Here is a 25,110-nt window from a genome sequence, read left to right as displayed (position 1 = left end):
GACAACCGGGAAGGAGACACCCATGGGCCGAGCCCGAATCGAACATACCCCCGACGGCTATTACCTGAACCGCACGCCGCTCTTCGCGTTCACGTTGCTGTGCTGCCTGTTCGCGCTGTGGGGCACCGCCGCGAACCTGAACGACGTGCTGATCGCGCAGTTCAAGAAGTCGTTCTTCCTTTCCGACTTCGAATCCGCGTTCGTGCAGTCGGCGTTCTATCTCGGCTACTTCTTCCTCGCGATTCCGGCCGCGACCGTCGTGAAGAAATTCAGCTACAAGACGACGATCCTCGTCGGCCTGCTGCTCTACACCACCGGCTGCCTGCTGTTCTTTCCGGCCGCGTCGATGGCGAAGTACGGGATGTTCCTCGTCGCGCTGTTCGTGATCGCGGCCGGCCTATCGTTCCTCGAAACCGCATCGAACTCGTATTCGACGCTGATGGGCCCGCGCGAAACCAGCACGCGGCGGCTGAACATCTCGCAGACGTTCTATCCGTTCGGCGCGATGGCCGGCGTGTACATGGGCAGCTTCCTGATCTTCAAGGAAGGCGATGCGTCGCACGCGCAGCTCGCCGCGATGTCGGCGGCCGACGCGCACGTGCACCAGCTCGCGATGATCCAGGCCACGCTCGAACCGTACAAATGGCTGATCGTCGTGCTCGCGGCCGTGTTCGTCGTGTTCGCGCTCACGCCCTACCCGGCCTGCAAGGGCAACGGCCCCGGCGCGACCACGCACCGGATCGATGCGCGCGGCACGCTCGCGCGCCTGTTCGGCAACCGGCGCTTCGTCGCGGGCGTTCTCGCGCAGTTCCTGTACGTCGGCGCGCAGGTCGGCGTGTGGAGCTTCACGATCCGGCTGGCGATGCAGATCGGCGGCCTCACCGAGCGCGGCGCGTCGCACTACCTGCTCGCGACGTTCTTCGCGTTCTTCGTCGGCAAGCTGATCGCGACGCTCGTGATGAAGCGCGTCGGCCCGGCCAAGGTGCTGATCGTCTACGGCATCCTGTGCATCGCGTTGCTCGCGTACACGATCAGCGTGCACAACATCACGGCCGTCTATGCGGCCGTGGGCGTGAGCGTATTCCTCGGCCCGTGCTGGCCGACGATCTACGGCCTCACGATCGACGGGCTCGGCAAGGACACCGAGTACGGCGGCTCGATCCTCGTGATGAGCATCGTCGGCGGCGCGGTCGTGCCGCTGATCCAGGGGCTGATCTCCGATCACACGGGCGGCAACATGCAGCTCGCGTTCGTCGTGCCGCTCGCGTGCTTCGTCGTGATCGTCTACTACGGCTTCTACTGCCTGCGCCATCTGCCGGCCGCGACGCCCGACGCAGCCGCCGCCGGCAACGCGCCCGCGCGCTACGCCGCCCCGCGCAACACGTCGGGAGCGTGAGCATGCGAGGCGAAATCGAACTGCGGCGCGACGACTTCCGCGACCCGCCGCGCACGCTGTATCGCACCGACGGCCTCACCGTCACTGCGTTCGCGTATCCGTCCGGCGTCGAAGCGCTGAAGATCGAGAACCGTCGCGGCCACATCGTCGTGCTGCCGTATCTCGGCCAGATGATCTGGGCCGCCGCGTTCGACGGACGCGACCTGACGATGAAGCACATGTTCCGGCAGCCGAAGCGCGCGGCATCGATCATCGATACCTACGGCTGCTTCATGTTCCACAGCGGGCTGCTGCGCAACGGCTGCCCGGGGCCGGACGACACGCATGCGCTGCACGGCGAGATGCCGTGCGCGCCGATGGACCGCGCGAGCCTCGTCGTCGGCACGGATGCGCACGGCGCATTCGTCGAGGTGACGGGCGAATACGAATACGTGCAGGGTTTCGGCAGCCACTACGTGGCGCGCCCGTCGGTGCGGCTCGCCGAACACGGCGCGCAGATGACGATCGCGATGGACGTGACGAATCTCGGCGGTACGCCGATGGACCTGATGTACATGGCGCACCTGAACTACGCGTACGTGCCGGGCGGCCGCTTCGTGCAAGCGTTGTCTCGACGCGGGCTGCGACTGCGGGACAGCGTGCCGGCCCATGTGAAGCCGACCGCCGCCTGGCGCGACTATACGGCCACGCTGGCGCGCGAACCGGAACGGCTTCATACGCTCGATGCGCCCGCGCTGTACGACCCGGAAATCGTGTTCTTCATGAACGACGTGGCAACGGATGCGGACGGCGTCGCGCATTTCCGGCTCGCGCATCCGGACGGCGGCGCGTTCCACACCGCGTACCGCCCCGAGCAGTTCCCGCACGCCACGCGCTGGATCCTGCACAACGCGGATCAGCAGGTCGCCGCGTTCGCGCTGCCGTCGACCTGCGAGCCGGAGGGGTATGAAGCCGAACGCCGCAAGGGCCACGTGGCCGCGCTCGCGCCGGGCGCGACGCGGCGCTTCGAAGTCGTCACCGGCTACCTGAGCGCGGCGGAAGCCCGCGATGCGTGACGCGCCGCAGGACCGCGCGGCGTCAGGTCACGAGCGCGATCCCGTGTTCGCGGATCGTCGTTTCGTAGCGCGGGCTCAGGTGAGCGTCCGAAATCACGTAGTTGAAGTCGGTCAGTTCGGCGAAATAGGCCGCGCGCACTTCGTCGAACTTCGTGTGGTCGACGAGCAGGAAGCGGTTCTGCGCGCGCGCCATCACCTTTCTCTTCGCGTCGACTTCGTGGAAGTTGAAGCAGGTCACGCCGCAGCGCTCGCTCACGCCGGCCGCGGAGATGAACGCCTTCGACACGCGCACCGTGTCGAGGATGCCCGTCTCGGCCGTCGACTCGAACACCATGTTCTTGCGGTGATACACGCCGCCGCACAGGATCACGTTGCAGTGCGGCTTCTGCTGCAGCTTCGCGAACACGTTCAGCGAATTGCAGACCGCGGTGAATTCGAGCTCATCCGGAATGAAATCGACGATGAACGGCGTGGTCGAGCCGCAGTCGACGAAGATCGTGTCGCCGGTGGTCACGAACTGCGCGGCCAGCTTGCCGATGCGGCGCTTCTCCTCGGTCTGCCGGTCGTTCTCGGCGCTGACCACGTACTCGCCGATGTCGCTGCGCTGCGCGGCGAAGTGACGCGTCACGTAGCCGCCGATCAGGCTCAAGCCGTGCGGGTTGTCCGCGAGATCGCGGCGGATCGTCATTTCGGAGACGCCGAACAGCTCGGCGACTTCCTTCAGATGAATCGCGTTCTGCCCTTGCAGCACGTTCATCAGAGTCCTGATCCGTTCGCCCTTTTTCGTTTCCATGCCAGTATCCTGCTTGCCCGTCGCATCCGTCGCTTGTGGTGCCGGGCGCGCAGGCCCGGCTGGGGTGTCGTATTTGTAACAAACCGATGTGAAAACATCAACTTTACGTGTGACCTTTTAGCACACGCTCCGTGGAGTCCTGAAACATGCCGCTTTCCAACGCCCAACTCGCTCAAACCATCGATCACACGCTGCTCGCGCCCGACGCGAGCGATGCGCAGATCCGCGAACTCTGCCGCCAGGCGGCCGAGCATCGCTTTTACTCGGTCTGCGTGAATTCGGCGAACGTGCCGCTCGCCGCGCGCGAACTGGCCGAGACCGGCGTGCTGGTCTGTGCGGTGGTCGGCTTTCCGCTCGGCGCGGGGCTGTCGGCCGCCAAGGCATTCGAAGCCACCGCCGCGATCGCGGCCGGCGCCGGCGAGATCGACATGGTGATCAACATCGGCGCGCTGAAGAGCGGCCGCGCCGACGACGTAAAGGCCGACATCGACGCCGTGCACCGCGCATGCGGCGCGGTGCCGCTCAAGGTGATCCTCGAAACGGGGCTGCTGACCGACGACGAGAAGGTGCGCGTGTGCGAGATGTGCCGCGATCTCGGCGTCGCGTTCGTGAAGACGTCGACGGGGTTCGGCCACGGCGGCGCGACGCTCGCGGATGTCGCGCTGATGCGCCGCACGGTCGGCCCCGTGCTCGGCGTGAAGGCGTCGGGCGGCGTGCGCGACCGCGCAGCCGCGCTGGCGATGATCGAAGCCGGCGCGACGCGGCTCGGCACCAGCTCGGGCGTCGCGATCGTCACGGATCAGGCGGGCAGCGGGTCGGCGTACTGACGGCGCCCGCCGCCGGCAGCCTCACCGTCACCGTCGTTCCCTGCCACGCGGCGCTGCGCACGCGGATCTCGCCGCCATGGCGCTCCACGACCGCCTTCGCGAACGCCATCCCGAGCCCGACGCCCTTCGCGTCGGGCTGCCCCGGCAGGCGAAAGCGCCGGTAGCGCTCGAACAGTCTCGGCTGCTCGTCGATCGCGATTCCGTAGCCGTGGTCGCGGATCACGCAGCACACCGACGCGCGATCGTCGGCGAGTTCGACGCTGCATTCGACGCGGGTGTGCGGCGCGCTGTACTCGACGGCGTTCCCCAGCAACTTGACCAGCGCGCGCGACAGCAGGACGGGGTCGCCGTGCACCAGTGCGTCGTCGCAAGGCGGCACGTCGTCGACGTCGATGTGCTTGTCGTTCGCGTGCGACCAGATCTCGTCCCGCGCCTGATTCAGCAGGTCCGCGAGATTGACGAGCTCCGGCGCGTATTCGCCCGCCTCGGCCCGCGATACCTGCGCGAAGCCGTCCGCCATCGCCAACGCATGACGCGTCAGCCTGCCGATCTCGTGCAGGCGTTCGCGCAACGCGCAGTCCGGCGGGCACGCGGCCGGCGCGCCGACGAGCACGACGACCGACGTGAGCGGCGCCCGCATGTCGTGCGAGAACAGCGTCAGCATGTCGTTGCGCTGCCGCTCGAGCACTTCGCGGCGGACGTACGCGCCGCGCAGCCGGGCCAGCGCATCGTTCAACCGCGCGATCTCGGGGCCCTTGCCCGGCACCGCGACGGCCGGTGACAGGTCGCCCTGGCTCAGCGCGACGATGCCGCGGCTCAACGCATCGAGCGGCTTCGACAGCGTGCGCTGCGTGCCGCGGACGAGCAGAAACAGAATGACGATGCAGCATGCCGCTTCAGCGGCAGACCACGCCATCCTGATGCCGGCCGCGTCGCGCAGCGCGACGGCGCGCGATCGCGTGACGTCGATCACGCGATCGCGCAGTTGTTCCGCCGGCAAGAGATCGCGCATGATCCGCCGCGCGAAATCCTCCGCGCTCATCGCATAGTCGCCGGTGCGCCCCGCGCGGATCATCGTCGCGACAAGCGGCAGGAGGCTGCCGTCCATTGCATCGTTCAGCCGTGCGAAATCGTTCGCGAGCGTTGCGTCGGCTAATTGCGGCGCGATCGCGCCGCCGATCAGCGCACGCAGTTGCACGACGCGGCCGCGCGTCTGGAGAATCCGCGCGAGCTGCTCGTCGTCGAGCGGCTCCCGCCGCATCAGCGACGCGACGAACAGCGAGCCGAGCCGCCCGCTGTGTTCGCGCAGGTGGCCGAGCAGGTTCGCGAGCATCAGCGCGTTCGCCATGTCGGGGTGGCGCATCGCGGTGCCCGTCATCATGTCGCGCGCGAGCGCCGCCACGTCGTCGGCGGCCGCGAACATCCGGTCCTGCACGGACCGTACCTGCCACGCCAGGCGCGCTTCCGGCGGCTGCGCGGCGAGCGCATCGGCGTCCTGCCGCGCGTCGGCCAGTTCGGCGCGGATCGCGTCGACCGCGTGCAACGCGATTCCGAGCGCGGGTGCGTCGAGCACGCGCGTCCGTGCCAGATGCGCGCGCAGCGCATCGAGCGCGTCGTCCGAGCGCGCCCGCGATGCGCTCACGGCCACCGCATCGGGCGCCGCATCGCGCCGTCGATGCGCGAGCAGCGCATTGACCGGCCAGCGTTCGGCCGAGATCCGGTTCAACGCGACCATCGCGCGCTCGACCTGCTCGAAGTCGCGCAGGTCGAGACACCCTTGCCGGTATTGCCGGTAGCTTTCCCAGACATGCGTCCCGCACGCCACCGCCGTCAGCGCCACGACCAGCGCGAAGCCGGCGTGCATCCATTGCCGGATCGGCAAGCCGCCCGAATTCACGATGCCGGCCCGGTTCGCCATGCACGCGCCTCACGCGCGGCGTCGACCGCTGCCGCAGCAGCCGCGCTAGCCGGCATCGCATTCTCCCGGGCCGCCACGCGCCCCGACAGCGCCGGGCTCGCTGCGCGGCCTGATCGGCGTGCGCCTGTCCTGTCGCGTCGCACGTTGGGCGGCCGCCGCCCCCTTGCCGGCGCGGGCCGGCAACCGGCAGGCCACGCAGACCGGATGGCGGCGCAGCGCATGGCGGTACGTCACGAACGACGCGCCGCAATGCACACACGGCGCGAGCTCGAGCACGGCGCCGTCGACGAAACGCACGAGCATCCAGGCCCGCGTCAGATCGAGCGGGAGCGCGACGTCGGCCGCCGCGGCGTGTTCGGCGTAGAGCATGTAGGCCTTGATCAGCGCGTCGAGCCGGGCGCAGCCGGCGTCGTTTCGCAGGAAACGGTAAATGCCGTGGAACAGCGACGCATGAAGATTCGCGCGCCACGTCATGTACCAGTCCGTCGAGGACGGCAGCATCCCCTTCGGGGCCGCGACACCGCGCACTTCGCGGTAAAGGCGCGCGAGATGGTCATGCGGCAGCGCACACTCGATTTCCAGCATCTGCAGCCGCGCGCCGAGCCGGATCAGCGTCGCCGCCTGCATCGTCCGTTGCGCGTCGTCGGCGAGGCCGCGCCGCGTGGCCGGATCGTTCACGATGCGACCTCGTCGGGCAGCGCCATGCCGGCCAGCGCCATCGCGGTGTGGAGCCGCACGAGGTCGACCGGCGGCGTCGGCCGGGTCAGCGCCGATATCACGCCGTGCCGGCTCGGCCGCAACGCGCAGATGAGCTGTCCCGACGAAGCGAGATCGTTCATGTGCTTCACCGACAATGCCGCCAGCTCGACGGCGGTCTCGGCGCTCACGCCCAGACGAAACATGCCGGTCGCGCGATCCGACCGCAGCAGCCGTTGCGCGAGGCACAGATACGACATGTTCAATTCCCATATTGCGTCACTGTCGTTGGCAAGTTTCATCGTTCACCTCGATTGATGCGCGATCAGGATCAATGAGCCATCGTCAAAATGCGTGCCGATAAAAACGTTTATTCCGAATCGTCATTCCCTTCTTTCAATCCGGCATATCGGAACCGGACCTGCCCGCACGATTGGCGCCGCACGGATGCGGCGGGCCGAGACTCGATGCGGGCGCACCCGAATTCATCTGCATTGCCAACCGTTGCGATTGAGTCTCGGCGATATTTCGTCGAATGTAAACGCGACGTTAGGCGCAAGACAAATGCAGGATAAATCGAGCGAAAGTAAGACTTTAGTATTAAGACTTACGTCTTGTACAATCCGGTTCGCTCATCCTGAATCGACACCGGCCGCCACCCCCACTTCATCGTCCCAATGAAAATTCTGATCGTCGACGATCACGCGATCCTGCGAGATGGCGTGGAAATGCTGCTCCGCCAGGAAGACGGCAGCACGATCGTCGTTCAGGCGGGCGATGCGGACGGTGCGCTGCGCATGCTCGACCGGCACACCGACCTCGACGCCGTCGTGCTCGACCTGAAGCTGCAGGGCATGGACGGGCTCGAAGCCCTTGCGTTGTTCGCGCAGAAACGCCCGGGGCTGCCCGTCATCGTGCTGTCGTCGTCGGAGGACCTGGGCGCCGTGCGCAACGCGTTCGCGCAGGGTGCGATGGGCTACGTCCCGAAGTCCGCCGGCCCGCGCACGCTGCTGTCGGCCATCCGGTTCGCGCTCAACGGCGAACGCTACGTGCCGCCGCTCCTGCTCGACGAACAGGCCGCGCCGCCGCCGGACGGCGCCGCGAGCGCTGCGCACGCGTTGCGCGACACGACGCTGACCCAACGCCAGATCGAAGTGCTGCGCCATCTCGCGGAAGGCGTGCCGAACAAGCTCATCGCCGACAAGCTCGGCCTGTCCGAAAAGACCGTCAAGGCGCACATTACCGCGATCTTCAAGGCGCTGAACGTGATCAACCGGACCCAGGCGGCCGCCGCCGGCAGGAAGGCCGGACTCATCTGAACGCGTCCGGCCATTGGGCCGCGGCACGCCGGTCGAACCGGCCGTCGATACGGGAAGGTGCCTCGGCGAATTGCCAACCCGACGCAAATCATCTAGATTTTTTGCATCGCCAACGCCCGCGGGACCGTCGATGCCCTCCACGCCTCCCCCCACGGACGGCCGCGCCGCCCCCGACACACCGGCCGGCCACGACGGCCCGTTCGATCTCGCCGCGGAGGTGATCGAGCGATGGCAACGCCTCGTCGATCTGATGGCGGAGATCGTCGGCGTCCCGGCCGGGCTGATCATGCGTCATGTCGGCAAGGACATCCAGGTGGTGGTGGCCAGCCGCAACGAAACCAATCCGTTCTATCAGGGTGAATCGGCCGAACTGTCCGGTTCGGGGCTCTATTGCGAAGCGGTGATCGACAGCGATCGCTCGCTGATCGTGCCCGACGCGCGACAATCGCCGCAATGGCGCGACAACCCGGACCTGCGCGTCAACATGGTCTCGTATCTCGGCCTGCCGATCCACTGGCCCGACCGCACGACGTTCGGCACGATCTGCCTGCTCGACTGCAAGGAGAATGCGTACTCCGAACGATACCTCCGGCTCGTCGAGGAATTCCGCGACCAGATCGAAATACAGCTCCAGTTGATCGACGCGCAGCGCATCGCTGAACGCGAGCGCCAGCGCGCCGCCCAGCTCGCCGAAAGCTTCCGTCAGCAGAAGGATCTCGCCACCGCGGCCGCGCACGTCAAGTCGCGCTTTCTCGCGGCCGCGAGCCACGACCTGCGCCAGCCCGTCCATGCGCTCAGCCTGTTCGTCGGCGCGTTGCGGCACGTGCAGATGCCCGCCGACGGTGCGTTGCTCGTCGAGCGCATCAACGAGTCCGTCAACGCGATGGACGAGCTGTTCACCGCGATCCTCGACATCTCGCGGCTCGATGCGGGCGTCGTGCCCGTGCATCGCCGGCCGTTCGCGATCGGCACGGTGCTGGAGCGCGTGTGCAGCGACGTCGCCGTCGATGCGCACGCGAAGGGATTGCAGCTGTCGTACGTGCGCAGCAGGGCCGTCATCGATTCCGATCCGGTGCTGCTCGAGCGCATCGTACGCAACCTGCTGTCGAACGCGGTGCGCTACACCGACACCGGACGCATCGTCGTCGGCTGCCGGCCCACGCGCACGCACGTGCGCGTGCAGGTGATCGACACGGGGCGCGGTATCCCGGCCGACCAGCAAGGCCGCGTATTCGACGACTACTACCAGTTGTCCCACCACGACCGCGGGCACGAACAGGGAATGGGCCTCGGCCTGGCGATCGTGCGGCGTCTGGCCGAGCTGCTCGATTGCCCGCTGACGCTGCGCTCCGAACCCGGGCGCGGCTCGTGCTTCGAACTGCAGGTGGCGCGCATGCCCGCGACCGTCCTGCCGCCCGCCGCTGTCGCCGACGAGATCACCGTTGACACGGCCGCCGCGGCCGCCCACCTCGTGGTCGTGATCGACGACGAATCGGCCATCCGCACCGGGATGTCGATCCTGCTCGCGCAATGGGGCTACCGGGTCGTCGCGGCCGCGTCGGCGAGCGAGGCCATCGCGCGCCTGGCGTCGGACGACGTGCGCCCGACCCTGCTGATCTGCGATCTGCACCTGCACAGCGACGAGAACGGCATCGGCGCAATCATGCGGCTGCGCGACGAGTACAACACGGCGATTCCGGCGATGCTGATCACCGGCGACACGACCGCGCGCCGCCCCGGCCGGTCGAAGCACGGCGGCTTCATGCTGCTGCACAAGCCGGTGCCGAGCGACAAGCTGCGCGTCGCGATGGAGCGCCTGCTGCGCGCGCGGACGGGCACACCGGCGCGACGCGCGGGGCCGCCCTAGCATGTGTTTCACTTTCGACGTCGCGCGCGATCGCCGAACGGCGAACGCACATGTCGCCGGGCGGTTGCGGTGGATGCGGTCGGTTCATCGGACGGAATCGGACGCACGCAACGCCCTCGACCGACCCGAGCCGGCCGTGCCGAGACCGACACGCAACGCGTTCAGCGCGCCTGCGCCTCTTCCGCCAGCCGCCCGACGTAATCCCGCACGAACTGCGCGGCGATGCGCCCCGACCGCGCACCGCGTTCCAGCGCCCACTGCAGCGCCGGTTCGCGCGCCGCGCGGATCTGCTGCGCATCGAACCCGGCTTCGCCGAGCCGGCTTTCGACGACGGCCAGATACGCGTCCTGCGTGAACGCGTAAAACGTCACCCAGATGCCGAAGCGCTCGGACAACGAGATTTTCTCCTCCACCGCGTCGCCCGGATGCAGTTCGCCGTTCTCCGCGCGCGACACGTTCGCGTTGTCGCTCGCCTGCTCGGGCATCAGGTGGCGGCGATTGGACGTCGCGTACACGAGCACGTTCGACAGGTCGCTCGCGACCGAGCCGTCGAGCACCGTCTTCAGTTCCTTGTAGCCGGTCTCGCCCGCCTCGAACGACAGGTCGTCGCAGAACACGATGTACCGTTCGGGCCGCGGGCGCACCAGCTCGACGATCGCGGGCAGATCGCCCAACTGCTCCTTGCCGACCTCGATCAACCGCAGCCCGTGCCGCGCGAACGCATGCAGGCACGCCTTCACGATCGACGACTTCCCGGTGCCACGCGCGCCAGTCAACAGCACGTGATTCGCCGCGAGCCCGCGCACGAACTGCCGCGTGTTCCGTTCGACGATCGCCACCTGACGTTCGACGTTGCGCAGCGCGTCGAACGCGATGAGCGCGGGGGTCGCGACCGGTTCGAGCGGCGCCGCCTGCGGCCCGCCGTCGAAGCCGCGCCAGCGAAATGCGATCGCCGCATCGAAATCGACGACAGCCGGACGGCCGGTGCCCGCCAGCGCCTCGAGCGCGGTTGCGATCCGTTCGAGTTGATGCACGAGCGCCGGCCCACGCGCGGACCCGCGCGCGTGGGGCAGCGCGGCCATCAGGTTCCGCATGTCGCGATCGCCGCTCATTGCCGCACACCTTGCGACGCGCTCGCCTGGAACGGAAACCGCTGCGCGATCGCCACGCCGACGAGCGCGAGCCCGCCGCCGATCAGGTGATACGGCCGCAACGATTCGCCGAGCAGCACGATCGCGCCGCCGGCCGTCATCACCGGCAACAGGTTCATGAACATCGCGCAGCGGCTCGGGCCGAGCAGCCGCACCCCCTGCATCCACAGATACGGCAGCACCACCGACGCCAGCACGCCCGCATACAGGATCAGCGGCACGCTCGCTCGCGTCGGCCACGCCGCCTGCGCGGGCAAACGCACCAGCATCGGCACCATGAACACGAGCGCGGCGAGCGCCTGCACGTAGGTCGACTGCCACGCCGGCAGCGCACCGATGCGCCAGCGCTTGAGCAGCACGCCGTACAGCGCATACGCGGCCGACGCGGCCAGCATCAGCAGATCGCCCGCATGCACGCCGCGCGCGGCGATCGTCGCCGGGTGCCCCTCGGCGATCAGGCAGACGACGCCCGCGAGCGACAGCCCGCCGCCGCCCACCATGCCGACGCCCGGCGGATCGCCGAGCAGCAGCGAGCTGAGCAGCATCGTCATCAGCGGCACGAGCGCCGTGATGATCGCCATGTTGGTTGCGCTGGTCGTTTTTGCGGCCTCGTAGGACAGGCTCTGGAACAGCGCCATCGCGAGAAAGCCGAGCACCGCGAGCTTCGGCAGGTGCGCGACGAGCGCCGCGCGATTGCGCCACGCGGGGCGCAGCGCGAATACGCTCATCAACGCGACGGCGAGCAGCAGCCGGTAGAAGGTGATCGCCGACGGGTCGATCGTCGACGCCGACAGCTTCGACACGACCACGTTGCCGGCCCACAGCGCGATCGCGCAGAAGGGAAACAGAAAAGGAGACTTGTTCATCGCGTTTGACGGATTAATATCCTGACAGGGATCTGGCGTGGATGGGAACGCCATCGTGCCCGCCCGTCCAACTGCCTGTCTCACGCCAAAATGTCACGACTTGTCGCCAATCGGACACTCGAGTCCACCCCGCCCGGTGCTCACCTGCGCTTCGAATCGACGCCGATGCCCGTCTCGGCGATGGCGGCGACGTACGCGCACGGCACGTCGATCGCGCCGCACCGCCACCGCCGCGCGCAGCTTCTCTATGCGATCGAGGGCGTGATGCACGTGCAGTCCGACGGCGCGTCGTGGGTCGTGCCGCCGACGCGCGGCGTGTGGCTCGAAGCCGGCCTCGACCATACGGTGCAGATGAGCGGCGACGTGCAGATGCGCACCGTGTTCGTCGAGCCGGGCGCGGTCGAGCACCTGCCCGCGCGCAGCTGCGTCGTGGAAGTGCATCCGCTGCTGCGCGAGCTGATCCTCGCCGCGGTCGACATCCCGCTCGACTATGCGCCGGGTTCGCGCCACGATCACCTGATGCACCTGCTGCTCGCCGAGGTGACCGTCGCGCCGCTGCTGCCGCTGTACCTGCCGTGGCCGCACGACCCACGCCTGCGCACGATCTGCGACGCGCTCGTCGCCGCGCCCGACGACCTGCGCACGATCGCCGAATGGGGCGACCTGCTCGGCCTGTCGGTCCGCACGCTGCATCGCGCGTTCCGGCGCGAGACGGGGCTGAGCTTTCGCCGCTGGCGCGAGCAGGCGCGGCTGCTGCTCGCGCTCAAGCGCCTCGCGCACGGCGAGAAAGTGCTGACCGTCGCGATGGATCACGGCTACAGCAGCCAGAGCGCGTTCTCAGCGATGTTCAAGCGGCATTTCGGCGTGTCGCCGTCGGCGTTTTACGCGTAGCGGCAGCCCTACCGCGCCGCGATCCCCGCGATGAAGCACACGCACGCGGCGGCCGACGCCACCGTGCGCACATGATTCCACCACGTCCAGTCGTGCACGTAGCGCGTCCACAGCGCCACGCCGTGCGCGGTCGACGGATCGGCCGCGGCGAGCGCATCGTTGAGCGGCACGTTGACGGCCATTGTCACCACGAACATGCCGAACACGTACAGCACGCCGCCCGCGAGTGCCGCCATCGCGCCCGGCTGATCGCGATCGAGCAGCGCGAGCACGACCAGTGCGAGCGCCATCAGCGTCGTGACGAGGAACAGCGGCATGAACGGCGAACGCACGATGTCGACGTTGATCGCGTTCATCGCGGCCACGCCGGCATGCGGCGCGATCCGCCCGAGCGACGTCATCACGAACGTCGAGAACGCGAAATACACGCCGGCCATCAGCCCGCAGCCGATGGCCGAACCCCACAGCAATGCGGCGCTCGCGAACGCGATCATGATCGTGCGCGCCATACGCCGGTGGCGGCAACCCCGCGCGCATAGTCGGCGAAATCGCGCGCCGGCCGCCCGAGCGTCTCTTCGATGCCGTGCGTCACCGCGCTGTTGCGCCCGTCGAGCACCACGCCGAATAGATCGTCGAGCAGCGCGACGACCGGCTCCGGCACGCCGGCCTCGCGCAATCCGGCAACGAAGGCGTCGGCCGGAATCTCGCGATAGACAACCGGCCGGCCGGCGGCTCGAGCGATTTCGCCGACCGCTTCGGCGAACGTCAGCGCGCGCGGCCCCGTGACCTCGAGCACGCGGTTCGCGAAACGCGCATCGGTGAGCGCGGCCACGGCCACGTCCGCGATGTCGTCCGCATCGACGAACGGCTCGCTTACCGCGCCGGCCGGCAACGCGACCACGCCTGCCAGCACCCCATCGATCAGGTAGCCCTCGGAGAAGTTCTGGTTGAACCAGCTCGCGCGCACCACGCCCCAGCCCACGCCCGACGCCTGCAGCGCGGCCTCGGCGGCCTGCGCGCGGGGCTCGCCGCGCCCGGATAGAAGCACCACGCGCTCGACGCCGCTTTCCCGCGCCAGCCGCGCGAATGCGGCAATCGCTTCCACCGCGCCTTCGACGGCCAGGTCGGGCTGGTAGGTCACGTACGCGGCCGACACGCCTTCCAGCGCGGCCGGCCACGTCGCGGGCGCCGTCCAGTCGAAGCGGATGGCCGACGTGCGCGACACGGGCCGGGTAGCGATGCCGCGCGCGCGCAGCCGCGCATCGACGCGGGCGCCCGTCTTGCCCGAACCGCCGACGATGAGGATGGGAAGTGCCGACATGAGCGTCTCCTTTGACAAAAATACGAGAGTTCCTCGCATTTTCAAAACACGATAGACTCTCGCATTAGCAACGTCAAGCTTTTCTGGAGGCGGCATGGGCCGGCAAAAATCGGGGCAGAACGACGAGCCCGAAGCGGCGGCAGCGGACGCGCCGGCGCGCGCGCGACTCGTGCCGACGCAGCAGCGCAGCCGCGAGCGGTTCGAGCGCATCCTCGCGTGCGCGTCGGAAGTGATGATCGAGAAGGGCTGCGACGCATTCCGGATGAGCGACATCGTCGAACGCACGGGCATCTCGTTCGGTTCGCTGTACCAGTACTTTCCGGACAAGGCGGCCGTGATCGGCACGCTCGCTGAGCGCTACAACGCGGTCGGGCACGACTGTGTGCGGCACGATCTGGCCACGATGAAGACGCTCGACGATCTGCACGACACGCTCGCCCGCATCACGGACAGTTACTACCGGATGTTCGTCGACGAGCCGCTGATGCGCGACATCTGGCGCGCGACGCAGGCCGACCGCGCGCTGCAGGAACTCGACCGGGCAGACGGCGAGTTTCTGGCCGCGCTGTTCGCGGATGCGTTGGGAGAAGTGGCGCCCGACACGACATGCGTGCAACGGAGCGCGTTCGCCGAACTGATGATGATCCAGATCGCCGCGGCCGTGCGCCATGCGATCACGCAGCCGCCGAAGGCGGCGCGGCAGACCCTCGCGATGTTCAAGCGGATGCTGCCGCGGGATCTGGCGGTGCTTGAGGCGTAGTCGGGCAAGTCAGGCCGCGCGACCGACACCCTCCCCCGCAGCAGCGGGCACGCACGATACTTCGGATCGCATAATTCTTTCAGGGGAACGGCGATGCTCAACGTAGCGGCAAGATCAGATTCTCGGCGATTTCAGTTGCCTTGCGCATCCTTCATCTCCGGCCTTCTCCGGGAAATATGTCTTGCGGCTTCCTGCATCAATTCGATACGGTCACTTCGACGCGGCGGTTTCTCGCGCGTCCTTCCTTCGAGGCGTTATCGGCCAGCGGATCGGCATCGCTCTGGCCTGCCACGCTGACGCGCTCGTTCGGCACGCCAGCCGCCACGAGAATCTGCGCGACCTGCCGAGCACGAGCTTCTGAAAGCGCCTGATTGGTACCCTGACGCGTCGTACCCGCCGGTATGGCGTCGGTGTAGCCGGCGATACGGACGTGGGCGGTTGGTGCCGACGAGGCAATGGCCCGACCAATCGAAGCCATCATGGAAGCCCACCACGGCGCCACCGTCACGTCGCCGGACCCATACATACCATTGAATCTGAGCGTCAGCGCGTTCTTCGCTACATCGCGGCTCAAATCGACATTTCCGGCAGCAAGTTCATCGCGCAGGCTCGATCCGAGCTGCTCCGTCAGCGCATCGAGCGATGACGTCGCCGAAGCGGGCTGCGTGCCGCCAACCCAATGGCCCACAGCGGCATATCCCGCCGCCGCCAGCGACAACGCAACGACCAGCCCGGCAGCAATCCACCAAGACGATCGCCGCACCGGCGCGGGACGCACCCACGGATCAACCACCGTGTGTCGGGGTAGTCGGAAAAGTTCACTCTCACGAACGACACCAAGTCCACTCGTCCTCACGACGTCATGCACACGTTCACGGATGTTCAACAAGCGCATCGCGCCTTCGCTCGCAAAGCGGTAGCGCCCCTGGAATCCGAGATCGAGGATGTTCTGATACAGTTCGATCAGGTCGAGGTGTTCGCGTGGGCTCCCCATCGCCTCATCGATCAATCGAAACACCCGATCGCCGCCCTGCCGATCGTGGCCCAACGCCACCGCCAAGCTGTTTGACTGCCAGTCAACCCCCGTCACCTCGCCGTTTCCCCAACGCGTCTGCATCGCTGCTTCATCGAGTGCGGCGCACAGGCAGTAACTCGCGCGGACCACGTGCTCGGATCGAAGCTTCAGTTCGTTACAGACACGCGTGAACAGCCTGAGCTCGTGTTCCAGCCATTGCCGCCGATGCACAACAGCTTCATGGTCCAGTGCAGCCGGCGTGCTCACCAGAGCAAGCAGCAAGATGCGTGAGGATTCAAGCATCGGATTGACCGCTTGCTCCGCAGCCTTCAGGCGCGCTGCAAATGGCGGAGATGCCAGCACTCCGGCCCGGTTTCTCGAATCGGCGGTCGAAATCGTCACCGTGCAGGTTCCTCGCGGTTCATTGGGAAACGCCTGCCGGGATCACCGGCATCGCGCCGCGCGGCAATCCAGGGGGCGGTCCGCTATCGGACAGGTTGAACACCGGCATCGAGGTTGGGCAGCGGAATGTCTTCAGCACATCGCTCGTCAACGGATTCGCCACGCTTCCCGTGCTCGCAACGTCAAGCACCGCCTTGCGACCATCGAAGTCAAACGCGACGCGGGTACGGCCGGGCGTGGCCGCCTCGACAACCTGCCCCTTCCGGAGCAACCGCATCAGCGCCCACGGTCCGTCAGCCACGATCGTCGACGTATCGGGGCGAATGCGAGGACTAGCGGTGATCTCCGCGTGAACGCCACCACGCGGCCCCGGCCACGACACCGCGAAAGGTGCCACCGGACCATGCCGATAGAGCGAGCTCTGGCCGTCGATGTCGAGCGACAGGCTTGTGATCGTGGGATCCAGTTCGGGAATACGGATATCGGCTTTCCACGTGAGCTGCTTGTGGCCAGGATCATTGAAGAAGACGTCGCGAATCGCCTTCGCATGCTCGAACGGCTCCAGATCGGGTCCCTGGACAGGTTCCGTCGCGCCGGGCAGCGTCCGGTAGCGCCACGGCTTCGCCGCCGTGTCGACGAACGGCGCCAGCGTCTTCGTGAAGAAATCGTCGATCACGCCTCCTTGCGCGAACACACGGGTGAAGTCGTCGATGCTGACGTCGCGCTTGCTGTCGGGCGAGAACGGATAGTTGCCCTCGATGGAGAGTCGACACGCGTCGCCGACCACCGCCTGCATCTGCCGGGACAGCAGTTGGCCGATACCCTGGTTGACTTCCCGGGAGCCGTCTGCAGCGAGTTGCAACAGCACTGCCCGGAAAGGCGCGGGCATCGTGTTGGCCGTCATCTTGAGCTTCGCCCCCGTGTCGGTCGCCGGCGGCATGCTGTTGTTCGACAATGCGTTGTCAGAAACCGTGAGCGCCGTGTAGTAATCGTTCACGAGGTTGGCCACCCCGTCCAGGCCCGTCCTTCCGGCCTGCGCGGCCGCCGCCTGGGGACCGGCCTGCGAGTCGGCGTTGCCCGTCACGACCTCGCGCAGCGCTGCGAAATGGTTGTCAACGAGATCGCGTTCGACGCGTTCCGATGCGCGGATGCCAAGTACCTTGTCGCCATTCTGGTTGAGCTGATCGGCCGCCTTCTGAAGAAAAGAACCGTCCGCCCCGGTCACCGGCGCCGTGAGCGTCGTTTCATGCACGGCCGCGCGGGCAAGTCGCGCGAGCGGCGAGTCGGGGGCCGCAAAGCTGCGCAGCACCTGAAGGTTGAATGCGAGGCTCGTGCCGCTCACCGTCCGGATGTCGTTGAGAAACGCGTCCCACTGCTGCGCGTATTCCATCAGGTACTCGCGGCGGACAGCATCCGTCAGTGCATCGTCCACCCCGGTCGCATTGCCCACGATCTCAGCCGTTTTTTTTTGAGCCTCGCCCAGATACGAGCGCCCCATCACCCACGCATCGTCGTCGCGCGCGATCTGGACGAACTCCGGTAGCCGTTTGTCGAACAGGTTCCGGTAGCCGTCGAACGTGAAGAGGCCAGGCACGCCGCGGGAGAGCGGCTGGTCGCTCGCCCGCGTGAACACGGTGCCGGCTTGCGGCCCGACGGCACGCAGCAGCGTGAACTCGTCCGGGGCCTCCTTCAGCATCGCCGCCTTCGCACGTTGGTACAGGCGGTCGGTCGCGTTGCTGCCGTCGAGAAACGCTCGGGCCTGCTGGATCAGTCCGTCGTTACGAATCAACGGCGACTTCACGACGCGGTCGCCTGAAAACAGCTGCTGCACGTGCTCGATCATCGACGCGCGGCCACCAAAAATCGCCGCGCTGTCGTTTTTCGCCCAGTCGTCGAGCACCCACGCCTTGACGTCGGCGGCATTGAATTTCGCGTTGTCGTGAAGCATCAGGTAGACGCGCAGCGCGTCGTAGGCCGTCTTCGCGTCCTTGGCCGCAATCGCGCCCGACATCACCTCCTCCATCCGGTGCACAATCTGCGGCAACAGCAGATTGTCCTCCAGCGCGTCGTAGGTGCGATGACTTTCCGCCACGATATCGGTCGGAGTGTAAAGACCATAGCGCCACGTACTGGCGGGACCGGACAGGTCCAGGTTCGGGAAAGCCGGCAGGTAGCGTGCTTCCGTCAGCGTATCGGGCACCGCTTCAGGTTTCGGCTCCTTGTAGAGCTGTGTTACCCGGCTCGCCAATGCCTGAACCTTTCGGCCGATCACATCGAGATAGTCGCTGTTATTGCCGAAGCTCACGCGCAAACCCAGCGCGAGCCAGACGAACAGCAGCAAGGCAAGTGCATGACCAATCAGGCGCAGTAGCCGAAAGCGGTATTCCCAACGCAAGTTGGGGACAACGAGATGGGCCTCCGGGAAGATCACCCGAGTCAGCAAATCGTGCAAGAAAAAGCTCTGGCTGCCCTCCGGGCGTGCCGGTGCAACGGACGCCAGCTTCTGGGTCGACGCAAGACGTTGTACGACCGTACGGTGCTCGGCGACGAACTCGCCGCCGCGTTGTTGCGAGCTCGTGAAATACACGCCCCTCAGCGTTGAATGCAACTGAGTGTCGTCATAACGCGAGTCGAGAAACACACGGTCAATCAGGTCGACTATCGGCCCGACCAACGCCGAAAACTCTTCCGGCAATGCGACGAGCTGTTGACGCTTTACGAGATCGTATTCGTCCTGCAAGCGCATATCGACCGAGCCGGCAAGCCGATCAGCGAGCAGGGCAAGCTCATCGTTGCAGCGTGCACGCAGCCCCTCCTTCACAACCGTCTCCTCGCCGTACGGAAGCGTAAAACCCCAGGTCTGTGCGCGACCTTCCGAGGTCAGTGTGCCGAAATAGTCGGTGAACCCGGTCAGGCGATCCATCTTCGTCACGAGGAGGTAGACCGGGAACCGAATACCCAGTTCATCGCGCAGCTCGGTCAGTCGCGCGCGCAATGCAGCCGCTTCGGCAATACGTGCCTGCTCGTCCACACTCGCCAGCGTCGCAAGATCGACGGTGAGCAGCGCGCCATTAATGGGCGCGCGAGGCCGATGCCGGCGCAGCATGCCGAGAAAGCCCAGCCATTCGGCGCGGTCCAGAGCCTGCCTCGGGTGGCCAGCGTTGGCACGAACCGCAACGACCTTCGCACTTGATTTCGGCGCTGCGGCGGCCCGCGATTCGGTCAAAACAGCGCCGTTCGCAACGTCATCACCTGCTTCCGGCTTCGGATGTCCAGGTCCATCCTCACCAGGCACGCCAGGTGCCGGCTTGTCCGATTTCATACCCGAAGCGTCAACGTCTCCGATTATCGAGGTGCCATGGCGCGTGTAATACCCTGCCGTGTCGATCAACACCGCGTCGTTGGTCAACCACCAGTCCATCGAAGCAGCACGATCCGAGCGTTCCCCGGCTGCGCGTAGCATCTGCTCCGCCACCGGAAATGCGAGACCGCCATTGAGCAATGCGCTCGTTTTTCCCGAGCCGTTCGAGCCGAGTGTGATGTACCAGGGCAGTTCATACAGGTAGCGCTTGCCCTGGAGCAGCTTGCGTGGCCCCCGAGCGCCGGTGCGCATAGACTTCAGTCGCGACAACGCACTCGCGACGATTGCTTCAATCTTTTGCAATCGTGGCGCCGCAGGCGACGGCTCCTTCTTGCCGCCGGCTCGCAGCACTTTCTCCAGGAACCGCGCGTCGTCGCGCATCTTCTTCCAGAGACTGAATATCCCGTAGACGAAGTACACCACGAGCACAAGAGCGATCGCGATCAGGCGAGCTGAAACCGGCTCAAACGGTGCGCTGCGTCCGAACGACAGCAGTGGCGACGCATACCAGATCAACAGACACAGCAACGCCACAGGCACGACGCTCGTCGGCAATCCCGCAAGCCAAAGCAGCACGCCGGCCAGCAGCAGCGCGATCAGGAATACGCGCATACCGGCCCCGGCCAGGGGCTTGAGACCGCCAAACGCGACGAATGGCCCGAGAAACCAGATCGTCAACGCAACGATGATGAGCGCGAGGAACGCCAGGAATTGGCGCGATGCGAGAAACGACAGGAACTTCTTCATGTTCAATTCCGGACGCAGATCGGGGGCTAATGCGCGACGACGATTTCGACACGTCGGTTCAGCGCACGCCCCTGGGAAGTACGGTTGTCACCGATCGGCTCGGCGTCGCCCTTGCCAACCGCTTCAAGACGGTTGGCCGGCACACCGGCGGCTTGCAGCATCTGCATCACCTGCGTCGCCCGCTCCTCCGACAGTGCGCCGTTCGACGGGAACTGGCGACTGCGGATCGGCAGATTGTCCGTATAACCCAGGACAGTCACTTTGCCTGGTACTTTCACGATCTCGCCCGCAATCTTCGCGACGAGCGGTGCCATTGCAGGCTTGACTGCGACGCCGCCGGGCTGGAACATCGCATCGCCCCGAAACGTCACCGCGCTGTGGCGCGCATCTTCGTCCACGCTGACCGTGCCTGCCGCGATCTCGTCCTTGAGCAGTTGCTTTAAATGCAGTTGCTGCGGCACCGGTGGCGGTGTCATGCGGCCGATGTCCGCGATCTGTTTCCGGATACCGACACTGTGTGTCACCAGTTCATACTTGAAGTAGCCGAACAGGCCGAGCAGCGCCACCGACAGCACCGTGGCCGTGATCCATACGGGAAACTCCCAGAACGACATATGCGGCTTGCGCGCATCGCTCTTCCAGTGCGGCGACAGTGCCTGGGGCACCGGCTCGCGCCTCGACATGATCTCGGTATAGATGTGCCGGCGAATCTCGCCATGACGGCGTGCCCCCCCTGCCTCAAACCGGTACCGGCCTTCGAAACCAAGACTCAGAACACGGTAGATGACTTCCAGTAGATCGCGGTGCTCTCGGGGTTCCGACACGAGTCTTCCAATCAGCATGTATATCTTTTCACCGCCGTCGACATCTCGATGAAACGTCGCTGCCAGGCTCGTATGGACCCATGCCGCCGCCAGCGCTCGATCGTGTGCACAGGCGGTCCGCATCGCCACCTCGTCGAGCGCCGTACACAGGCAATAGCTGGCGCCGACCATATGGTCGCGTCGGATATTGGCCTGTGTGCACAGCTTTTTAAACTCATCGACTTCCTGCCCCAGCAATTCCCGCAATTGCTCGACCGCACTGGAAGACAGCGAATATGGCATGTCGGCCAGTGCCCGCAGCAGCACGCGCGAGGCCTCGAGCAGCGGATTCGTCGCCGCAAGGATGCGGCGCAGACGGTCCTCCGGCATTTCTCCGGACGGGATCGATCCATCTAGCGTGTCGGGATTTTCCAGTCCGTCCGTTTCGTTCGTCACGATACCTGTTCCTTCATGTCTTTCTTACGAAATGCCACTGGCCGGTTTCGGTGTCGTACAGTGCGTCGATATGCTTGGCACGACCTGATGGGCCCCGCGCGCTCGCGAATTGTGCCGATACGTACAGGCGCTACCGTATCCAGCATGCTGAGAACGGTCAGTCCTGGCAGACGAGTCAAATCCAGCACGATCGCGTGGCCTCACTGCAAGCTCGAAACGAGGTGACAACCACAGGTGCCACGATGCCCCGCACGGGCAATGGGACGGCCCTCGTCGAGCATGTCCTCGTCGCCCTCCTCGATCACGTTCGGCTGCACGTCAGGATGCCGAGGGCATTCGATCAAATCCCCCTTTCGGGCAAGCGGGATGCTGTCGTAGTCAGCCGTTTCGGACGCGGTCGTTACCCTGCCCCCATGGTCAGTCGTGTCGCCGAGGCGGATGAAATTGATCATGAAATGTTTCCTCGTTTTTTAAACAACTTCGGCTTGCGCAAAGCAACAGGATCAGGCGAACAAGCCATCGCCAGTTTCAGTGGCGATTCTTGAATTCCATGCTGTTGGCTTGCTGGAATAATTTGATTGGAAAATTCACTCAAGCAGGCGTGATCGGATACGGCTCGTCCGTCACGGTATAGCCGAGGTCCCGCAGCTTCTGCTTGACCAGGTCACGTTGCTCCTTCGTGTACGTGGTCTGATCCTCGATCTTGAATGGCAAGTCGAGATTGAGCGTTTTCGCAATGATGTTCAGCGCGTAGTCGCGGGCACGGCTATAGCGCTCTTCCTCTGAAGTCATGGACTGCTCACCGCCTCCCGGCAGGTACATGCGAATACCGATGTCATCGAGCGGCATCGGATCATTGAGCATCGGAATCAGTATCGGTACGAACTTCGGGATGCGCCAGGCTTGAAAGTCATAGAAGACGCGTAGAAAGTCCTGCTTACGCTGTAGCCGATCAGTACCAAGCTCCTTGACAACACGCTCCGTGCTGCCCGGATCATCCAGTAGCGCGAGACCGAGAATGGCCCCCTGACGCACCCCGTAATGCTTCGCCTCGATATATGGCTTAATGTCGGCGACGCGCTGTTCAACCGGAACATCCATCTGCGCCATAATTAGCAGAAGATCCTCGTCTACTTCGTCCAGTGGCGACTTCAACCTTGCTTTGAGGATGGGGTAGGCCTCCGGGCGCGGATTCTCGATCAAGCCATACACGGTTTCCCGCCACCCCCCGTGAAAATCCTTTGCCATCAGTATCGCGGACGCTGCAGTTCGAATCTGACGGAGGCAGTGATACATGAAATTTGCCGTTGCAGAACTTAGCTCTGGCGTATCAAGAACTAAATTGATTTCTGGAATGGCTACGTCCTTATATATTTTGCAGTATTTAATCGCGCCATCCCATTTCTCGTGCTTGATCAGATCCGTCAGTGTCGGCATGGTTTTACTCTCCAAGGCAGAGGTGGTTGAAGCGGGAACACCTTGAGCCAACGCTGTACCCGTCGCTCCCAGCGACAAAATCAAGACAACAAGCCATCGTAATTTTCGGTGTCGATGTGTGAGTTCCATGCCGTTGACGTAGTTGGAATGATTTGATTGAAAATTCGCTCAAGCAGGCGTGACCGGATACGGCTCGTCCGTCACCTTGTAGCCGAGGTCCGCAGCTTCTGCTTGACCAGGTCACGTTGCTCCTTCGTGTACGTGGTCTGATCCTCGATCTTGAATGGCAAGTCGAGATTGAGCGTTTTCGCAATGATGTTCAGCGCGTAGTCGCGAGCACGGCTATAACGCTCTTCCTCTGGAGTCATCGATTGCTCGCCACCGCCAGGCAGGTACATGCGAATGCCGATGTCATCGAGCGGCATCGGATCATTGAGCACCGGAATCAGTATCGGAATGAACTTCGGGATGCGCCAGGCTCGGAAGTCGTAGAAGACGCGTAGAAAGTCCTGCTTACGCTGTAGCCGATCAGTACCAAGCTCCTTGACAACACGCTCCATGCTGCCCGGATCATCCAGTAGCGCGAGAGCGAGAATGGCCCCCTGACGCACCCCGTAATACTTCGCTTCGATATATGGCTTAATGTCCGCGACACGCTGCTCAACCGGCACATCCATCTGCGCCATAGTCAGCAGAAGATCCCTGTCTACTTCTTCCTGCGGTGACTTCAAGCGTGCCTTGAGGATAGGGTAGGCCTCCGGGCGCGGATTCTCGATCAGGCCGTACGCATTTTCTCGACCACCTCGATTGAATCCTTCGGCCAATCGTACAGCAGCTCCAACCGTGCGAATCTGGCGCAGGCAGTGATACATGAAATTCTCCAGCGTGCCATTTAACCGGGGCGTGCCAAGCACGGCATTAATTTCTGGAATGGCTGCATCTCTTCTGTCGTGGCAGTACTGCAACGCGTCATCCCATTTCTCTTGCTTGATCAGGTTCGCCAGTGTCGGCATGGTTTTACTCTCCGAGGCAGAGGTGGTTGAAGCGGGAACACCTTGAGCCAACGCTGTACCCGTCGCTCCCAGCGACAAAATCAAGACAACAAGCCATCGTAATTTTCGGTGTCGATGTGTGAGTTCCATGCCGTTGACGTAGTTGGAATGATTTGATTGAAAATTCACTCAAGCAGGCGTGATCGGATACGGCTCGTCCGTCACGGTATAGCCGAGGTCCCGCAGCTTCTGCTTGACCAGGTCACGTTGCTCCTGCGTGTACGTGGTCTGATCCTCGATCTTGAATGGCAAGTCGAGATTGAGCGTTTTCGCAATGATGTTCAGTGCGTAGTCGCGAGCACGGCTATAGCGCTCTTCCTCTGGAGTCATCGATTGCTCGCCACCACCCGGCAGGTACATGCGAATACCGATGTCATCGAGCGGCATCGGATCATTGAGTACCGGGATCAGTACCGGTACGAATTTGGGGATGCGCCAGGCTCGGAAATCGTAGAAGACACGCAAGAAATTCGACTTGGATTGCCGGTATTTCGTGCCGAGCTCATAGACCATGCGCTCCGTGCTGTCTGGATCGTCCAGCAGAGCCAGACTAAGAACAGCCCCCTGACGTGTCCCGTAGTATTTGGCCTCGAGGTATGGTTTGATGTCGGCAACGCGTTGCTCAACCGGCACATCCATCTGCGCCATAGTCAGCAGAAGATCCTTATCCCTCTCTTCCTGTGGCAACTTCAACCTTGCTTTGAGGATGGGGTAGGCCTCCGGGCGGGGGTTCTCAATCAGTCCGTACACGGTCTCCCGCCATCCGCCATGAAAATCTTTTGCCATCAGTATCGCGGACGCTGCAGTTCGAATCTGACGAAGGCAGTGATACATGAAATTTGCCGTTGCAGAATTTATCTTTGGTGTATCAAGGACAAAATTGATTTCTGGAATAGCTGCATCCTTGTGGTCTTGGCAATACTGGAGCGCATCATCCCATTTCTCCAGCTTGATCAGGTGCACCAGTGTCGGCATGG

At 64.7% G+C, this 25,110-nt stretch carries 23 protein-coding genes; 7 read left to right on the top strand and 16 right to left on the bottom strand.

Annotation, left to right across the window (positions count from 1 at the left end):
• Positions 1–22 precede the first annotated feature (22 nt).
• Together fucP and WJ16_RS17520 are read left to right on the top strand one after the other, a co-directional pair.
• A complete protein-coding gene (gene fucP, locus WJ16_RS17525) occupies positions 23–1,396 on the top strand; it encodes an L-fucose:H+ symporter permease (RefSeq protein WP_069258337.1) in 1,374 nt (457 codons plus the stop codon).
• Between the two features lie 2 nt (positions 1,397–1,398).
• A complete protein-coding gene (locus tag WJ16_RS17520) occupies positions 1,399–2,451 on the top strand; it encodes an aldose 1-epimerase family protein (RefSeq protein ID WP_069258336.1) in 1,053 nt (350 codons plus the stop codon).
• 22 nt (positions 2,452–2,473) lie between these two features.
• On the opposite strand, the gene deoR is transcribed toward WJ16_RS17520, so the two are convergent.
• Positions 2,474–3,244: a DNA-binding transcriptional repressor DeoR gene (deoR, locus tag WJ16_RS17515; protein WP_069258335.1), complete on the bottom strand. Its 771-nt coding sequence runs from the start codon at positions 3,242–3,244 to the stop codon at positions 2,474–2,476.
• Between the two features lie 146 nt (positions 3,245–3,390).
• On the opposite strand from deoR, the gene deoC reads away from it, so the two are divergent.
• Positions 3,391–4,071 (top strand): deoxyribose-phosphate aldolase, encoded by a 681-nt coding sequence (gene deoC / locus WJ16_RS17510; RefSeq protein WP_069258334.1) that lies wholly within the window; start codon positions 3,391–3,393, stop codon positions 4,069–4,071.
• On the opposite strand, the gene WJ16_RS17505 is transcribed toward deoC, so the two are convergent.
• From WJ16_RS17505 to WJ16_RS17495, 3 genes are read right to left on the bottom strand one after another with little or no spacing between them, the layout of a single operon-like run.
• Positions 4,037–5,989: a sensor histidine kinase gene (locus WJ16_RS17505; RefSeq protein ID WP_069258333.1), complete on the bottom strand. Its 1,953-nt coding sequence runs from the start codon at positions 5,987–5,989 to the stop codon at positions 4,037–4,039. The two genes, deoC and WJ16_RS17505, sit on opposite strands and share 35 nt — an antisense overlap.
• Before the next feature lie 45 nt (positions 5,990–6,034).
• The gene (locus WJ16_RS17500) at positions 6,035–6,616 is read right to left on the bottom strand and encodes a FlhC family transcriptional regulator (protein WP_084636080.1); all 582 of its coding nucleotides are present in this window, start codon (positions 6,614–6,616) and stop codon (positions 6,035–6,037) included.
• Between the two features lie 47 nt (positions 6,617–6,663).
• Positions 6,664–6,987: a flagellar transcriptional regulator FlhD gene (locus WJ16_RS17495; RefSeq protein WP_069258331.1), complete on the bottom strand. Its 324-nt coding sequence runs from the start codon at positions 6,985–6,987 to the stop codon at positions 6,664–6,666.
• A 375-nt stretch (positions 6,988–7,362) separates the two neighbouring features.
• On the opposite strand from WJ16_RS17495, the gene WJ16_RS17490 reads away from it, so the two are divergent.
• Entirely contained in the window at positions 7,363–8,004 is a 642-nt protein-coding gene (locus WJ16_RS17490) for a response regulator (protein WP_069258330.1), read from the top strand.
• 13 nt (positions 8,005–8,017) lie between these two features.
• Entirely contained in the window at positions 8,018–9,871 is a 1,854-nt protein-coding gene (locus tag WJ16_RS17485) for an ATP-binding protein (RefSeq protein WP_157126801.1), read from the top strand.
• Between the two features lie 161 nt (positions 9,872–10,032).
• On the opposite strand, the gene WJ16_RS17480 is transcribed toward WJ16_RS17485, so the two are convergent.
• Positions 10,033–10,953: an ATP-binding protein gene (locus WJ16_RS17480; RefSeq protein WP_069258781.1), complete on the bottom strand. Its 921-nt coding sequence runs from the start codon at positions 10,951–10,953 to the stop codon at positions 10,033–10,035.
• Between the two features lie 26 nt (positions 10,954–10,979).
• The gene (locus WJ16_RS17475; protein WP_069258328.1) at positions 10,980–11,888 is read right to left on the bottom strand and encodes a DMT family transporter; all 909 of its coding nucleotides are present in this window, start codon (positions 11,886–11,888) and stop codon (positions 10,980–10,982) included.
• A 90-nt stretch (positions 11,889–11,978) separates the two neighbouring features.
• Between WJ16_RS17475 and WJ16_RS17470 the strand changes: the two genes are divergently transcribed.
• A complete protein-coding gene (locus WJ16_RS17470) occupies positions 11,979–12,779 on the top strand; it encodes an AraC family transcriptional regulator (protein ID WP_069258327.1) in 801 nt (266 codons plus the stop codon).
• A gap of 8 nt (positions 12,780–12,787) precedes the next feature.
• Here WJ16_RS17470 and WJ16_RS17465 read toward each other — a convergent pair whose 3' ends face one another.
• Together WJ16_RS17465 and WJ16_RS17460 are read right to left on the bottom strand one after the other, a co-directional pair.
• Positions 12,788–13,273, bottom strand: coding sequence for an anthrone oxygenase family protein (locus WJ16_RS17465; RefSeq protein WP_069258780.1), 486 nt, complete (start codon positions 13,271–13,273; stop codon positions 12,788–12,790).
• A complete protein-coding gene (locus WJ16_RS17460) occupies positions 13,270–14,100 on the bottom strand; it encodes a Rossmann-fold NAD(P)-binding domain-containing protein (RefSeq protein ID WP_069258326.1) in 831 nt (276 codons plus the stop codon). Before WJ16_RS17460 ends, WJ16_RS17465 begins: the two co-directional genes overlap by 4 nt.
• A gap of 94 nt (positions 14,101–14,194) precedes the next feature.
• On the opposite strand from WJ16_RS17460, the gene WJ16_RS17455 reads away from it, so the two are divergent.
• Complete coding sequence (locus WJ16_RS17455) at positions 14,195–14,860, top strand: TetR/AcrR family transcriptional regulator (protein ID WP_069258325.1); 666 nt, start codon at positions 14,195–14,197, stop codon at positions 14,858–14,860.
• Positions 14,861–15,056: 196 nt separating this feature from the next.
• On the opposite strand, the gene icmH is transcribed toward WJ16_RS17455, so the two are convergent.
• The 8 genes from icmH to WJ16_RS17420 all read right to left on the bottom strand — a co-directional run bounded on the left by icmH (position 15,057) and on the right by WJ16_RS17420 (position 25,108).
• Positions 15,057–16,277, bottom strand: a complete 1,221-nt coding sequence (icmH, locus tag WJ16_RS17450; RefSeq protein ID WP_069258324.1) for a type IVB secretion system protein IcmH/DotU — start codon at positions 16,275–16,277, stop codon at positions 15,057–15,059.
• Between the two features lie 19 nt (positions 16,278–16,296).
• Positions 16,297–20,385 (bottom strand): type VI secretion system membrane subunit TssM, encoded by a 4,089-nt coding sequence (gene tssM / locus WJ16_RS17445; RefSeq protein WP_069258323.1) that lies wholly within the window; start codon positions 20,383–20,385, stop codon positions 16,297–16,299.
• Positions 20,386–20,411: 26 nt separating this feature from the next.
• Positions 20,412–21,644, bottom strand: coding sequence for a type VI secretion system protein TssL, long form (gene tssL, locus WJ16_RS17440; protein ID WP_069258322.1), 1,233 nt, complete (start codon positions 21,642–21,644; stop codon positions 20,412–20,414).
• Between the two features lie 200 nt (positions 21,645–21,844).
• The gene (locus WJ16_RS17435; protein WP_069258321.1) at positions 21,845–22,096 is read right to left on the bottom strand and encodes a PAAR domain-containing protein; all 252 of its coding nucleotides are present in this window, start codon (positions 22,094–22,096) and stop codon (positions 21,845–21,847) included.
• The gene (locus WJ16_RS34870; RefSeq protein WP_157126800.1) at positions 22,093–22,239 is read right to left on the bottom strand and encodes a hypothetical protein; all 147 of its coding nucleotides are present in this window, start codon (positions 22,237–22,239) and stop codon (positions 22,093–22,095) included. Before WJ16_RS34870 ends, WJ16_RS17435 begins: the two co-directional genes overlap by 4 nt.
• Positions 22,236–23,210, bottom strand: a complete 975-nt coding sequence (locus WJ16_RS17430) for a hypothetical protein (protein WP_157126799.1) — start codon at positions 23,208–23,210, stop codon at positions 22,236–22,238. The genes WJ16_RS34870 and WJ16_RS17430 overlap by 4 nt, the downstream gene beginning before the upstream one ends.
• Before the next feature lie 71 nt (positions 23,211–23,281).
• The gene (locus WJ16_RS17425; RefSeq protein WP_157126798.1) at positions 23,282–24,223 is read right to left on the bottom strand and encodes a hypothetical protein; all 942 of its coding nucleotides are present in this window, start codon (positions 24,221–24,223) and stop codon (positions 23,282–23,284) included.
• A 39-nt stretch (positions 24,224–24,262) separates the two neighbouring features.
• A complete protein-coding gene (locus tag WJ16_RS17420; RefSeq protein WP_157126797.1) occupies positions 24,263–25,108 on the bottom strand; it encodes a hypothetical protein in 846 nt (281 codons plus the stop codon).
• Positions 25,109–25,110 lie beyond the last annotated feature (2 nt).

The sequence above is a fragment of the Burkholderia metallica genome (assembly GCF_001718555.1).
GTDB lineage: Bacteria > Pseudomonadota > Gammaproteobacteria > Burkholderiales > Burkholderiaceae > Burkholderia > Burkholderia metallica.
This window is presented reverse-complemented; position numbering and strand designations above follow the sequence as displayed.

Bases quoted from the DNA above. Each gene is read 5' to 3' on its own strand.
- WJ16_RS17520 (WP_069258336.1), top strand. From the start codon at position 1,399: ATGCGAGGCGAAATCGAACTGCGGCGCGACGACTTCCGCGACCCGCCG.
- deoC (WP_069258334.1), top strand. From the start codon at position 3,391: ATGCCGCTTTCCAACGCCCAACTCGCTCAAACCATCGATCACACGCTG.
- WJ16_RS17475 (WP_069258328.1), bottom strand. From the start codon at position 11,888: ATGAACAAGTCTCCTTTTCTGTTTCCCTTCTGCGCGATCGCGCTGTGG.
- WJ16_RS17500 (WP_084636080.1), bottom strand. From the start codon at position 6,616: ATGCAGGCGGCGACGCTGATCCGGCTCGGCGCGCGGCTGCAGATGCTG.
- WJ16_RS17490 (WP_069258330.1), top strand. From the start codon at position 7,363: ATGAAAATTCTGATCGTCGACGATCACGCGATCCTGCGAGATGGCGTG.
- WJ16_RS17430 (WP_157126799.1), bottom strand. From the start codon at position 23,210: ATGGAACTCACACATCGACACCGAAAATTACGATGGCTTGTTGTCTTG.
- WJ16_RS17480 (WP_069258781.1), bottom strand. From the start codon at position 10,953: ATGGCCGCGCTGCCCCACGCGCGCGGGTCCGCGCGTGGGCCGGCGCTC.
- WJ16_RS17435 (WP_069258321.1), bottom strand. From the start codon at position 22,096: ATGATCAATTTCATCCGCCTCGGCGACACGACTGACCATGGGGGCAGG.
- WJ16_RS17425 (WP_157126798.1), bottom strand. From the start codon at position 24,223: ATGGAACTCACACATCGACACCGAAAATTACGATGGCTTGTTGTCTTG.
- WJ16_RS17495 (WP_069258331.1), bottom strand. From the start codon at position 6,987: ATGAAACTTGCCAACGACAGTGACGCAATATGGGAATTGAACATGTCG.
- deoR (WP_069258335.1), bottom strand. From the start codon at position 3,244: ATGGAAACGAAAAAGGGCGAACGGATCAGGACTCTGATGAACGTGCTG.
- WJ16_RS17420 (WP_157126797.1), bottom strand. From the start codon at position 25,108: ATGCCGACACTGGTGCACCTGATCAAGCTGGAGAAATGGGATGATGCG.
- WJ16_RS17470 (WP_069258327.1), top strand. From the start codon at position 11,979: ATGTCACGACTTGTCGCCAATCGGACACTCGAGTCCACCCCGCCCGGT.
- tssM (WP_069258323.1), bottom strand. From the start codon at position 20,385: ATGAAGAAGTTCCTGTCGTTTCTCGCATCGCGCCAATTCCTGGCGTTC.
- fucP (WP_069258337.1), top strand. From the start codon at position 23: ATGGGCCGAGCCCGAATCGAACATACCCCCGACGGCTATTACCTGAAC.
- WJ16_RS17465 (WP_069258780.1), bottom strand. From the start codon at position 13,273: ATGATCGCGTTCGCGAGCGCCGCATTGCTGTGGGGTTCGGCCATCGGC.
- WJ16_RS17505 (WP_069258333.1), bottom strand. From the start codon at position 5,989: ATGGCGAACCGGGCCGGCATCGTGAATTCGGGCGGCTTGCCGATCCGG.
- WJ16_RS17460 (WP_069258326.1), bottom strand. From the start codon at position 14,100: ATGTCGGCACTTCCCATCCTCATCGTCGGCGGTTCGGGCAAGACGGGC.
- WJ16_RS17455 (WP_069258325.1), top strand. From the start codon at position 14,195: ATGGGCCGGCAAAAATCGGGGCAGAACGACGAGCCCGAAGCGGCGGCA.